The 13,376-nt window shown below is 66.0% G+C and carries 9 protein-coding genes; 6 read left to right on the forward strand and 3 right to left on the reverse strand.

Annotation, left to right across the window (positions count from 1 at the left end; all coding sequences use genetic code 11):
• Nucleotides 1-8: 8 nt before the first annotated feature.
• The 3 genes from BSY238_RS14115 to glnE all read right to left on the reverse strand — a co-directional run bounded on the left by BSY238_RS14115 (nt 9) and on the right by glnE (nt 4,221).
• Nucleotides 9-983, reverse strand: coding sequence for a sulfite exporter TauE/SafE family protein (locus BSY238_RS14115; RefSeq protein ID WP_069039699.1), 975 nt, complete (start codon nt 981-983; stop codon nt 9-11).
• A 97-nt stretch (nt 984-1,080) separates the two neighbouring features.
• Nucleotides 1,081-1,449 (reverse strand): hypothetical protein, encoded by a 369-nt coding sequence (locus BSY238_RS14120; protein WP_069039700.1) that lies wholly within the window; start codon nt 1,447-1,449, stop codon nt 1,081-1,083.
• Nucleotides 1,450-1,485: 36 nt separating this feature from the next.
• Complete coding sequence (gene glnE / locus BSY238_RS14125) at nt 1,486-4,221, reverse strand: bifunctional [glutamate--ammonia ligase]-adenylyl-L-tyrosine phosphorylase/[glutamate--ammonia-ligase] adenylyltransferase (RefSeq protein ID WP_069039701.1); 2,736 nt, start codon at nt 4,219-4,221, stop codon at nt 1,486-1,488.
• Between the two features lie 183 nt (nt 4,222-4,404).
• Here glnE and BSY238_RS14130 point away from each other — a divergent pair, with 183 nt between their 5' ends.
• From BSY238_RS14130 to aroG, 6 genes are all read left to right on the forward strand, one after another.
• Entirely contained in the window at nt 4,405-8,355 is a 3,951-nt protein-coding gene (locus tag BSY238_RS14130; protein ID WP_069039702.1) for a YhdP family protein, read from the forward strand.
• Between the two features lie 84 nt (nt 8,356-8,439).
• Entirely contained in the window at nt 8,440-9,258 is an 819-nt protein-coding gene (locus BSY238_RS14135) for a carbon-nitrogen hydrolase family protein (protein ID WP_069039703.1), read from the forward strand.
• Between the two features lie 21 nt (nt 9,259-9,279).
• On the forward strand, nt 9,280-10,050 hold the full coding sequence (locus tag BSY238_RS14140; RefSeq protein ID WP_069039704.1) for an N-acyl amino acid synthase FeeM domain-containing protein: 771 nt from the start codon (nt 9,280-9,282) through the stop codon (nt 10,048-10,050).
• Nucleotides 10,051-10,098: 48 nt separating this feature from the next.
• A complete protein-coding gene (gene tldD, locus BSY238_RS14145) occupies nt 10,099-11,586 on the forward strand; it encodes a metalloprotease TldD (RefSeq protein ID WP_442922951.1) in 1,488 nt (495 codons plus the stop codon).
• Nucleotides 11,587-11,645: 59 nt separating this feature from the next.
• Nucleotides 11,646-12,191 carry a DUF2062 domain-containing protein gene (locus tag BSY238_RS14150; RefSeq protein ID WP_069039705.1) on the forward strand — a complete coding sequence of 182 codons (546 nt, stop codon included), beginning with the start codon at nt 11,646-11,648 and terminating at the stop codon, nt 12,189-12,191.
• Nucleotides 12,192-12,304: 113 nt separating this feature from the next.
• The gene (aroG, locus tag BSY238_RS14155) at nt 12,305-13,375 is read left to right on the forward strand and encodes a 3-deoxy-7-phosphoheptulonate synthase AroG (protein WP_083224053.1); all 1,071 of its coding nucleotides are present in this window, start codon (nt 12,305-12,307) and stop codon (nt 13,373-13,375) included.
• Nucleotide 13,376: the final 1 nt, after the last annotated feature.

The following is a 13,376-nucleotide window of genomic DNA, read 5'->3' on the forward strand; positions in this document are numbered from 1 at the left end:
CACTGCACTCATCCGAGCGCCTTCACCAGGTTGTAGGCACTCAGTGCGCTGATCAGCGTGCCGACCAGCACGAGCAGCGCGCGCGCCGGCAGAGCGCGGCACAGGAAGGCGGCCAGCGGCGCGGCGAACATGCCGCCGGCAACCAGTCCGGCGACGGTGGCCCACGGTGCGGCATCGATGAACAGCACGAAGGCGCCAGCGCTGGCGATGGCGATGAAGAACTCGGCGAAATTCACCGAACCGATGGTGCGTCGCGGGTCCTGGCCGGCACCGACCAGACTGGTTGTGACCACCGGGCCCCAGCCGCCGCCGCCGGCGGCATCGACGAAACCGCCGAACAGCGCCAGCTTGGCGACATGCTTGGGCTCCTGCGCCGGCTTGCGCCGGTGGCGCCAGGCCTTGGTCAGCACGTAGACGCCCATCAGCAGCAGGTAGCCGGAAATCCACGGCTTGAGGGCGGCGCCGTCGAGCTGGGTGACGAAGAGCGCACCCAGCACGCCGCCGATCACGCCCGGCACCAGCAGGCGCAGCATCAGCTTGCGATCGACATTGCCCAGCCGCAGATGCGACAGGCCGGACAGGCCGGTGGTGAATATTTCGGCGATGTGTACGCTGGCACTGGCCACCGCGGGCGACGCGCCGGTGCCGAGCAGGAAGGTGGTGGCGGAAATGCCGTAGGCCATGCCGAGCGCACCGTCGATGCTCTGCGCAACGAAGCCGACGGCGGCGGCCGTGAGGAATTCCTCCGACGTGACGACCTCGATGACGATGGCCAGCGCGGCGGCCGGATCGCTCATCGGAAGACCGCGCACCAGCAGGAACGCGGCGAGGCCGAACAGCGTGAAGCCGATCAGCCAGGTCGCGACGGTGACCAGCGGGTGCGCCTGCGCGCGGTCGATGACCTGTTCCACCGGCGGCAGGCCAAGGGCTTCGTGGGCTTGCCCGACCGCGGTCGGGCGGGTGTCGATGTGGCGGATTTTCACTGCGCGGCACTCCTTGAGGAGGGCGCAGTCTAGCCAGCAATAGTTATCTCAAAAAGTGATATTTGATTATAACGATAGCTCTGAAGTGCATTTCAACTCAATAGAACGGCCGCCGCCAGTAACCCCACGGATAGCCGGGATAGCCGGGGTAGCCGAACATCCACATGCGTTCGCGCTCGCGCATGGCCTCACGTGCCCGGGTGGCTTCGAGCAGCGTGAGCTGCATGTGGTCGATCACCTCGTCGGATACGCCCTGTTCGCGCAGATTTGCCAGCTCCGATGCCTTGAGCGCATAAAGTCCGCCGCTTTCGTCGATGCGCTGGATGATTTCGGCCGGCGTCAGTCCGTCCTTCGACATCTGCACGATTTCGTCGGTGGTCGGTGCCGGCGGGCGCGGTGGAGAGGTCGCGCAGCCCCCGAGCGTCACTGCAAGCAGGGCGACAAGTATCCAGCGGGTCATCGGCATGTCAGGTGCTCCGGCATCGGTTTGTGACCATAAGAGTCACGACGCGGTGGTCAAGTTCGCGGCATCCGGAAACAGCCGCGTCCAGATGGCGGTGATCGCTGCCCGCTCGACGATCACCTGGGCCGGGTCGACGCGGGCCTTCGGTGCGTCGTTCAGGCGCAGGCCATGTTGCAGGTGACGCAGGCGGCGGTAGGCGTTGCCGGCGGCGACCGCGTCCAGCGCCGGCAGCAGGCCGACCTGCGAGGCGATGCGCAGCAGCGCGATGTTGCCCAGGTTGCCGGTCAGTTCGGGGTAGCGCGATGCGTACGCCAGTACCAGATACTGCACCGCGAATTCGAGGTCGATCAGGCCACCCGGATCGTGCTTGATGTCGAACAGGTCGGACTTGTTCGCGTGGCCTTCGCGCATCTTGCGCCGCATGTCGAGCACCTCGCCGCGCAACGTCGCGAGGTCACGCACGCGCGTCAGCACCTCGTTGCGGATGGCTTCGAACTGTTCGCCGACCTGGGCGTCGCCGGCCGAAAAGCGGGCGCGGGTCAGCGCCTGGTGCTCCCACACCCAGGCCGATTTCTGCTGGTAGTCGCGGAAGGCTTCGACCGAACTGACCAGCAGGCCCGATTCGCCATTCGGCCGCAGGCGGGTGTCGGTTTCGAACAGCATGCCGGCGCTGGTGTGGCTGGACAGCCAGGTCAGCAGACGCTGCGCCAGCCTCGCGTAGATTTCGGGGGCCGATTCGTGATCGTCGTCGAACAGGAAGATCACGTCGAGATCGGATGCGTAGCCCAGTTCCTTGCCGCCCAGCTTGCCGTAGCTGATGACCGCGAAGCGCGGTGTATCGCGGTGGCGCCGCGCCAGCTTGCGCCAGCACAGGTCAAGCGTGACGCGCAGCATCACATCGGCCAGCGCCGACAGGTGGTCGGACAGCCGTTCGACCGACAGTTCGCCCGCCAGATCGCGCGCCAGCAGCCGGAATACCTGCGCGTGGTGGGCGTCGCGCATGGTGTCCATCTGGCGTTCGGTATCGTCGCCCAGTTCGTCGAGCTGCACGCGCAACGCCGCTTCGAAGGCCGGCCACTCCGGTTCGGCGGTCAGCAGCCTGGCGTCCAGCAGTTCGTCGAGCAGGATGGGGTGGCGTACCAGATAGCTGGCGGCCCAGCTCGATGCACCGATCAGCCGCGCCACCTGGCCGAGCGCCTGCGGGAACTCGGCCAGCAGCGCAAGGTAGGCGGCGCGCCGGCTGATGGCTTCGAGCAGATCGAGCCCGCGCAGCGCGGTCGCCGTCGGCTGCGGCGTTTCGCGGCACGCTTCGAGCAGTTTGGGCACCAGTGCGTCGACCCGGCTGCGCGACGTGTCGGGCAGTTGCCGGTAGCGGCTGCCAGACTTGAACGCCGCGAGCCGGTTCGACAGTTCGTCCGGCTCGCTGAAGCCCAGCGTGGCCAGCGCGCTGCGGCAGTCGTCGCCCTGGTCGGCGTCCTGCCACAGCGCGCGCGGCGCGGAGGTATCCGATTCCTGTGCGCCGAACACGGCGTCGAAATGACGGCTGACCCGTCCGCGGTGGGTGTCGAGTTCGGTCAGCAGGCCCGCGTAATCATCGAACCCCATGGCGCTGGCGATCAGCGCCTGGTCGGCTGCGTCGGCCGGCAGCTTGTGCGTCTGCGCGTCGTCGAGGTACTGCAGCCGGTGTTCCAGTCGGCGCAGGAACACATAGGCCGCGTGCAGTTCGTCCACCGCTTCTTCCGTCATCACGCCGCGCATCGCCAGCCGGTCGAGCACTTTCTGCGTCGGCCGGATCTGCAGCGCGCTTTCGCGTCCGCCTCGGATCAACTGGAACACCTGGGCGATGAATTCGATTTCGCGGATGCCACCCGGGCCGAGTTTCACGTTGTCGGCCATGTCGCGCCGCGCCACTTCGCGGCGGATCTGTGCGTGCAGGTCGCGCATTGCGTTGATGGCGCCGAAATCGAGGTATTTGCGGAAAACGAAGGGCTTGCGCAGCGATTCCAGCTCGTCGTGCCGGCTGCCGGTCAGCGCGCGCGCCTTGATCCAGGCGTAGCGCTCCCACTCCCGGCCCTGGGTGAAGAAGTAGTTTTCGAGCATGTCGAAACTGACCGCCAGCGGGCCGCTGTCGCCATTCGGGCGCAGCCGCATGTCGACCCGGAACACGAAGCCGTCGGCAGTCACTTCGGACAGCAGTTCGATCACCTTGCGGCTCAGCCGGGTGAAGAAATCAAAATTGTCGATGCGCTTGCCCAGCCCGTTCGGTGTCTGGCCATCGGTTTCGCCGCTTTCCGGATAGACGAAGATGAAATCGACGTCGGAACTCACATTCAGCTCGCGCCCGCCGAGCTTGCCCATGCCGATGCAGACGAAGGGCTGCACCGCGCCGTCGCTGCCATCCTCCGACTCGCCGCGTGGCTCGCCGAAACGAGCAACGAGCGGGATGCGCGCCTGATCGGCCGCCACGCGCACCGTCAATTCGGCCAGCAGCGTCATGCCCTCGGTCACTTCGTCCAGATCGGCCAGGCCCGCCAGATCGCGCACGATCAGCTGGGCCATCGCGCGGGCGCGCAGGAGGCGCAGCGCGCGCTTGATGCCGGCTTCGTCATCCGGCTCGAACGGTGTCTGAGTGAGCCAGTCTTCAAGCATGGCCGCGCTGGCATGCGCCTGCAGGGTGGCGGTCAGCGCGTCGATGAGGGCCGGTCGGGCATCGAGCAGGCGGTCGAGGTAGCGGCTGTGCCGGCGGGCGTGGGCAATGGCGGTTGGTGCGTCCATGTGTCGTCTCTGCGATGTGTCGTGATGAAAGCCGGACCGGCTCCGCGGTCTGGCCACCCGCCCTGATCCGTATCCGCCTGTTGCAAGGAATCCCTGTGAAACGCGCCCGGTGCGACGTTGCGGGTAAACTCTCTCATCGTCCCACAAACGCAGTCATCTTCCTTTTGACTGCAGGTCCAGATCTTGTCTGATTCTTCCTCCGCTGACGTCACCCACCCGTCCGCAGACATACGCCCTGCGCGGCCCTTGTGGCGGCGATTGCCCGGCCGCGCGTTCGACGTGCTGTTGTTCGCCTGGATTGTCGTGGCGCTGGTCGTGCTCGGCGCGCGTCACCTGCTGCTGCCGCAGGTGGATACCTACCGCACGCAGATCGAAGCCGCGGTGGGCGAGGCGCTGGAGCGCGAGGTGCGCATCGACGGCATCCACGCCGACTGGAGCGGCCTGCATCCGCATCTTGCGCTGCGCGGCGTCACCCTGCTCGACGAAGCCGGCCAGCCGGCGTTGCGGCTGGAACTGGTCGATGCCGCGCTTGGCTTTTCGTCGCTGGTGCGCGGGCGCATGCATCTGCACCGGCTCGACATCAACGGCCCTGCGCTGCAGGTCCGCCGCGATACGGCCGGCGTACTCCACGTCGCCGGGCTCGCGCTGCGGCAGGACGGCACGCGGGGTGGCTTTCTGCCGTGGCTGCTCGCGCAGGGGCAGATCAATATCCGTGATGCCGAGCTCGAGTGGCACGACGAAACCCGGGCCGGTGCGCCGCCACTGAAGCTGACCCAGGTCAATCTGCGGCTGGACAATTCGGGCGACCGGCACCGCTTCGGCCTGCTCGCCACACCGCCGGCGGAACTGGCCCGGCAACTTGAGCTGCGTGGCGACGTGGAATTGCCCGACATCGACCAGCCGGCCGGTGCGTCGGGTGAACTTTACGTGTCGCTGGACAACGCTGACCTCGCGATCTGGCAGCGCTGGGTCGACTACCCGGTCGATCTGCCCCAGGGGCGCGGTGCCGTGCGCGCGTGGGCGAATTTCGACGGCGCCACGCTGAATGCCGTGACCGGTGAGGTGGCGCTGTCGGACGTGAAGCTGCGCCTGCTGCCCGATCTGCCGCAACTCGATCTGGTCAGTCTGTCCGGTCGCATCAGTGCCGAGCACCTCAGCCGCACGCGAGTGAGCGCCACCGCGCGTCAGCTGCAATTGCTGACCCGTGACGGCGTGCGCGTGCGGCCGACCAGCATCGATCTGAACTGGCAGGCCGCCGCCGACGGTCGTGCCGGGCAGGGCGAAATATCGGCCAGCGTGCTCGACCTCGCCGCGCTGACCCGGCTGTCCGACTTCATTCCGCTGCCGGACCCTCTGCGTGAGCGGCTGCGGGATCATGCGCCACATGGTCGGCTGACCGACCTTGACGCCGGCTGGACCGGCGAGCTGTCGGCGCCGCTCGGTTTTCGCGTCAGCGCGGGGCTCGACCGCATCGGCTTCAATGCGCGCGGCGACGTGCCCGGTGTGGCCGGACTGAGCGGCAAGCTCGAGGGCAGCGATGCGCGCGGCAGCGTGGTGGTCGATGCGCCGGGACTGACCTTCGACCTGCCGGCGGTGTTCGCCGAGCCTCAGATCACCTTTGCCCGCTTCAAGCTGCGCGCCGGCTGGGTGCGCAGCGACGGCGAAACCACCGTCGCACTCGAATCCGTGGTGTTCCAGAACGCCGATACCGAAGGCGAATTCACCGGGCGCTACCGTACGCTGGCCAGTACCGCCGGCGAACTCGATCTGGACGGCCGCCTGCAGCGCAGCGACGCACGGGCGATCTGGCGCTACCTGCCGCTGACCATTGGCGCCGATACGCGCGACTGGCTGCGCGATGCCCTGGTGGCAGGCGGCTCTCCCGACGCGACGCTGAAGCTGCGCGGCAAGCTCGACGATTTTCCGTTCGATCGCGGACAACCGGGCGTCTTCCTGGTCAAGGTGAAGGCCGAAGATGTGACCGTCGCCTTCGGCGGCACCTGGCCGGCCATCACCGGCCTCGACGCCGATGTGCTGTTCGAAGGCAAACGCATGCTGATCACGTCGCGCGACGGTCGCATCCTGAACACGAAGCTGGGCACCACGACAGCGGAAATCCCTGACCTCGAGGCGGCCGAGGAACTGTTGCTGGTGCGCGGTTCCGCCAGCGGCGTCACGTCGGAATTCCTGCGCTACATCGACATCAGTCCGGTGGCCGGACGCATTGACGGCTTCACGCGCGGCATGCGCGCCGAAGGCAATGGCCGCCTCAATGTGTCGTTGGCCATACCGCTTCGTCACTCGCAGGACGCAAAGATCGAAGGCGATTTCACCTTCGCCGGCAACCGTCTGGTCATCGACGATGCGCTGCCGCCGCTGACCGATGCGGCGGGCAGGATTTCGTTCACCGAAAGTGCGCTGACCGTGCGCGGCGCGCAGGCAACGGCACTCGGCTTTCCGATGACGCTCGATGTCGCGTCGGCGGGCGGTGGCGTGGTGAATGTGACCGCCAGCGGACGCGCATCGATGGAGGCGCTGCGCGCCCAGATGGGTCAGCCGTGGCTGGCGGCACTTGCCGGCACGGCGGCCTGGCAGGCCCGCCTCGGTGTGCGCCGCAACGGCATGGACATGACGCTGGAAGCCGATCTGGCCCAGCTTGCTTCTACTTTGCCGGCACCGCTTGGCAAGGCGGCCGGCGAGCCCATGGCGCTCCGGATCGAACGTACCGGTGCGCTCGATGCGCGTGAATCGGCCCGACGCGGCCTGCCCGTCATCGGTCCGGACCGCGAATTGCTGCACATCACGCTCGGCGAACTGGCCAGCGCCGACATCGTGCGGCGCGCGACGCCGACCGGCTGGGTCATCGAGCGGGGCGCAATCGGGCTGCCGCAACAGCCGGCGATGCCCGAACGCGGGCTGGCGCTGTCTCTGCGTGCCGACACGCTGGACCTCGATGCCTTGCGCCGCGCTTTCGCACCGCGTCCGGCGCCCGAAGTGGCAGCAGATGCGGCGGGCAGCGACGACGAGCTTCCGCTTTCCCGCGTGCGGCTCGATGCAAAGCATGTGCGTCTGATGGGCCACTGGCTCGACGCGGTCAAGGCCGATGCGCAGCGTCAGGCTGACGCCTGGGAGATCGATCTGGCGAGCACGCAGGCGCGCGGCCGCATCAACTGGTCCGGTCAGGGCAAGGGCCGTCTGCAGGCGCGCTTCGACCACTTGCTGATCAATACGGCTGACGAGCCGGGCGTGCAGGCGTTGCCCGATGCAGAAGCGGAAGCGGCCGACGTACTCGAGGATCTGCCCGCGCTGGACATCGAAGCCGCGCGCTTCGTGCTCGACGGCAAGACGCTGGGCAAGCTGGCGCTGCAAGCCAGCAACGAGCGGCGCGCCTGGCTGATAGACCGTCTGGCGCTCGAACTGCCGGAAGGCAGTTTCGATGCCAGCGGTGCCTGGGGCAAGCCGCTCGGTGCGCCAGGTGGCGTGCGCGAGACGCGGCTCGATTTTTCGATCAGGGCGGACGATGCCGGCAAGCTGCTGGACCGGCTCGGCCACGCCGACGCCTTGCGCCGGGGTACCGCCGACATGCAGGGCAGTCTGCGCTGGAACGGCAACCCGCTGTCGATCGACTATCCGTCGCTGTCCGGTGCATTCAAGCTGTCGGTCAGCAAGGGGCAATTCAGCAAGATCAACCCCGGTGCCGGACGTCTGCTCGGCATCCTCAGTCTGCAGGCGCTGCCGCGCCGCATCACGCTGGATTTCCGGGACGTGTTCAGCGAAGGTTTCGCGTTCGACCTGATCGAAGGCAATGTGGCGGTCGAGCGTGGCATCATGAAAACCGACGACTTCGAACTGGCCGGGCCGGCCGCGCGCGTGCGGATCAGCGGCAGTGCGGACATCGCGGCCGAAACGCAGAATCTGGTCGTGCGCGTGCAGCCCGCGCTCAGCGACAGCGTGTCGGTCGGCGTGCTGATCGCCAATCCGGCGGTCGGTGTGGCGACCTACCTTGCGCAGAAGGTGCTGCGCGACCCGCTCGGCCAGATCTTCGCCTTCCAGTACGGCGTGACCGGTTCCTGGGACGACCCGGTCGTGGCCAAGCTTGCGGTGCCACCCGCTGGCAAGCAGGCGGAAAAATGATGTCCGGCGGCGCGATCGGGTTTTCGGATGCGCTGCTTGCCGCGGCGTGCTGGGGCGGCGCATCATCAAACTGAAAGGCTTGCCATGAATACTTCCGCCATGACCCGCGTTGCTGCCGTGCAGATGGTGTCCGGGCCGAATGTTGCCGACAACCTCGATGAGGCGGGTCACTGGATCGCCGAAGCCGCCCGTCAGGGTGCGAAGCTGGTGGCGCTGCCCGAGTATTTCGCGCTGATTTCGGGTGACGAATCGGACAAGATTGCGATTCGCGAAACCGAGGGTGATGGCCCGATCCAGCGCTTCATGTCGGAGGCTGCGCAGCGGCACGGCGTCTGGCTGGTCGGCGGTTCGGTGCCCCTGGTTGCCGACCGGCCGGACAAGGTACGCAACACCTGTCTTGCCTACGGACCGGATGGCCGTCAGGTGGCGCGTTACGACAAGATCCACCTGTTCGCCTTCACGCGCGGTGCTGAAAACTACGACGAGGCGCGCACGATCGAGGCAGGCAGCACGCCGGTCGCCTTCGAGGCGCCATTCGGGCGGGTCGGTCTGTCGATCTGCTACGACCTGCGCTTTCCGGAGTTCTTCCGCGCGCTGGGCGACATGAAGCTGCTGGTGCTGGGCGCTGCCTTCACCGAAACGACCGGTCGTGCGCACTGGGAACTGCTGCTGCGCGCGCGCGCAGTCGAAAACCAGTGTTATGTGCTGGCGTCTGCGCAAGGTGGCGTGCATCCGTCGGGACGACGTACGTTCGGCGATTCGATGCTGATCGATCCGTGGGGTCAGGTGCTGAATCGTCTGACGCGTGGCCCGGGCGTTGTCCTAGGCGATCTGAACGAAGACTATCTCGTTGAAATCCGTCAAAATCTTCCTGCTCTGGGGCATCGACGCCTTTCATGCTGAACATTTGTTGCTGAGGTCATCATGGCTGATCAACCTACCCGCCCCCATTCCCAGTTTCCGCACACGCTGGCTGAAGTCACGGTCATGGACGTCGACCGGCTGCGCTCAATGTGCATCGAGCAGGAAGACATCGCCGGCACGCGCGAAATGGCGCAGCAGAAGGACAAGTTCCGGGTGCGCTTGCTGAGCAGCGACAATGAGAAGCGTGAAGGCACCAGCCTGCTGATCGAGAAGATGTACTCGTGGCGTGGCTACCACACCAAGAAGCAGATCGACGAGGTGCCGAACCGCATCACCCTTGTGGCCGAGTTCGATGGCCACATCTATGGAACGATAACGGTCAATCTCGATTCCGACACAGGTCTGTCGGCCGACGAAACCTACCCCGACGTGATGGCGGCGCTGCGCGGGGACGGACGTCGCGTGTGCGAATTCGGCAAGTTTGCGGTGGAACAGTCGGTCAAGTCGAAGCGGCTTATGGGCACATTGTTCCACCTGATGTGCATCTACGCCTTCCGGCTGCAGCACTGCGACGACGTGCTGATCGAGGTGAACCCGCGCCACCGTGTGTTCTACGAGAAATATCTGTCCTTCGTGCCGGCCGCCGAGGAACGCATGTGCAGCCGCGTTGGCGCACCCGCCGTGCTGCTCAGGCTGACGCGCGAGATGTATCGCAGCCGGGTCGATGAACTGGGCGGGCGCTGGCGCGATCTGAAGGAAGAGAAGTCGATGTACAAATATTTTTTCCCGCGACAGGAAGAAGATGCCATCGCGGACAGGCTCGGACGCTAGGCTGGCCAGAGACGCTGGCCGCAAATTTCAAAGAGGAAGCACTGACCCATGACAGGTTCCACCCGCACGACCGGCATCCAGGCCGCAGCACCCCGCCTCGATCTGATGGACACCGCGCGGTCAACGCTGCTCGCACCCTTCGATCTGGCGCGCAATGACCTTGACCGGGTGTTCGGTCTGCTCGCCTCCCACCGCATCGATTACGCCGATCTGTATTTCCAGCACCAGTGCAGCGAGGCCTGGAGCCTGGAAGAGGGCATCGTCAAGTCCGGCAGCTTCAATATCGAGCAGGGCGTAGGCGTGCGCGCGATCCAGGGCGAAAAGACCGCATTCGCCTACTCGGACGAAATCAGCGCGCCGGCGCTGGAAGCGGCAGCACGCGCGACGCGCGCAATCGCATCGCAGGGCCAGAGCCTGACTGCGCGCACGCTGACCAACAAGGCGAAGCTGCCGCGACCGCTGTATTCGGCCGCCAACCCGCATGCCTCGCTCAGCGACACCGCGAAAGTGCAACTGCTGGAACGGCTCGAAAGCTATGCCCGCGCGGAAGACAGCCGCGTCACGCAGGTGATGGCGCACATCGCCGGCACCCATGAAACCGTGCTGGTGATGCGCAACGACGGTCACATGGCGGCTGACGTGCGGCCGCTGGTGCGCGTGTCGGTCACCGTCATCATGCAGGACGGCACGCGCCGCGAGCAGGGCTCAAGCGGCGGCGGCGGCCGCTTCGACTACGGCTACTTCACCGACGCGGTGCTGCGCGACTACGCGGCGAGGGCGGTCCATCAGGCGCGGGTGAACCTCGATGCGCGTCCGGCGCCGGCCGGCACGATGAGTGTGGTGCTCGGTCCGGGCTGGCCGGGCATCCTGCTGCACGAGGCGATCGGTCATGGCCTGGAGGGCGATTTCAATCGCAAGGGCAGTTCGGCCTTCGCCGGGCGCATCGGCCAGCAGGTGGCATCGCGCGGCGTGACCGTGGTTGACGACGGCACGCTGCCGGATCGCCGCGGTTCGCTGACGATCGACGATGAAGGCAATCCGACCCGCTGCACGACGCTGATCGAGGACGGCATTCTGGTCGGCTACATGCAGGACAGCCTTAACGCGCGCCTGATGGGTGTCGCGCCCACCGGCAACGGCCGGCGCGAAAGCTTCGCCCACCTGCCGATGCCACGCATGACCAACACCTACATGCTCAATGGTGACCGCGAGCCGGAAGAAATCATCCGCTCGGTAAAAAAAGGCCTCTACGCCGTCAATTTCGGCGGTGGTCAGGTCGATATCACCAGCGGCAAGTTCGTGTTTTCAGGGGCGGAGGTTTATATGATCGAGAACGGAAAGGTGACCTATCCGATCAAGGGGGCAACGCTGATCGGCAATGGTCCGGACGCGCTGACCCGCGTGTCGATGATCGGCAACGACATGGCACTGGACAGCGGTGTCGGCACCTGCGGCAAGGAAGGCCAGAGCGTTCCGGTCGGCGTCGGTCAGCCCACGTTGCGCATCGACGGACTGACCGTGGGCGGCACGGCCTGAGCGACATTCCGATCACTGACTGACTGCCGCCGCATCCCCTGGATTGCGGCGCCTACCCCATGCCCCCCTTTCTCGCCCGCTGGATGCCCACCCGCGAACAACTGCTCGCGATACGCTGGCTGGCGCCGTTTGCCCGCTATCTGTCCGACGACAGGCTTTGGCATGCCGACCGGCAAAGTGTCGCCAAGGCAGTGTCGATCGGCCTGTTCTTCGGCTTGCTGATTCCGTTCGCACAGTTCCTGTTCGCGATCGCGACGGCGTTTGCAATGCGGGCAAACGTGGCCATCAGCGCGGGTTGTACGCTGATCACCAATCCATTCACTTTCCCGCCGATCTACTGGGCCGCCTACGAACTGGGCAGTTTCGTGCTCGACCGGCCCGGCTCCGACCGCGAGGTGCAGAACATCGAACAGTCGGCCGAAAAGATCGGCGAACTGGCGACCGGCTGGCTGGAAGGGTTCTGGATCTGGCTCGGTGCGGCCGGCATGCCGCTGGTCACCGGGCTGTTCATCATGGCGTGCACCGGAGCGATCCTCGGTTATCTGGCGGTCCATCTGCTGTGGCGAGATTCGAAGCACGACTGTAAGCACGACAGCCCGCACTGACGACTGCGGCAGCGCCGTCATCGAACGAAAACGCTCGCCGGGGTAGAATCCCGAACTTTTTACCGGCTCCCGTGCCCGCGCGGTCCCCCGAACTGAAGGCCATGAACGCTCACATGCAAATGATCACCGACGACGTCCGCATCAAGGACATCCGCGAACTCATCCCGCCGATGAAGCTGCTCGACGACCTGCCGGCCAGCGATGTCGCTGCGCAGAGCACGTTCGGCGCGCGTCAGGCGATTCACCGCATCCTGCGCGGCGCCGATGACCGGCTGCTGGTCGTCATCGGGCCATGTTCGATCCATGACTACAAGGCGGGCATGGAGTACGCGAAGCTGCTGAGGGCACAGCGCGAACGTCTGTCGGCCGACCTCGAAATCGTCATGCGCGTCTATTTCGAAAAGCCACGTACTACCGTGGGCTGGAAGGGTCTGATCAACGATCCGTACCTCGACAACAGCTTCCAGATCAACGATGGCCTGCGCCTGGCGCGGCGCATCCTGCTCGAAGTGAACGAGATGGGCCTGCCGGCCGGTACCGAATTCCTCGACACCATCACGCCGCAGTACACGGGTGACCTGGTCGCCTGGGGCGCGATCGGCGCGCGCACCACCGAAAGCCAGGTGCACCGCGAACTGGCATCAGGCCTGTCATGCCCGGTCGGTTTCAAGAACGGCACCGACGGCAATGTGCGCATCGCTTCCGACGCAATCAAGTCGGCGCAGGCGCCGCACGTTTTCCTGTCGGTCACCAAGGCGGGTCACTCCGCCATCGTAACGACGGCGGGCAATGAAGACTGTCACGTCATCCTGCGCGGTGGCAAGGAACCGAACTACGACGCCGAGGCGGTCGACAAGGTGTGCCGCGAACTGGCGGCAGCCGGTGTGCCGGCCAAGGTGATGATCGACTTCTCGCACGCCAACAGCCGCAAGCAGTGCGCGCTGCAGATGGACGTGGCGCGCGATGTTGCAGCCCAGCTTGCCTGCGGCGAAGAGCGCATTTTCGGCGTCATGGTCGAATCGCACCTGAAGGAAGGCCGTCAGGACCTGATAGCCGGCAAGGAGCCGGAGTACGGCATGAGCATCACCGACGCCTGCCTCGGCTGGGAGAAAAGCATAGAGCTGCTCGACACGCTGGCCGAAGCCGTGCGTGCGCGTCGTCGTGCGATTGCCGACCGCGACTGAT

It is taken from the genome of Methyloversatilis sp. RAC08 (assembly GCF_001713355.1).
Taxonomy (GTDB): domain Bacteria; phylum Pseudomonadota; class Gammaproteobacteria; order Burkholderiales; family Rhodocyclaceae; genus Methyloversatilis.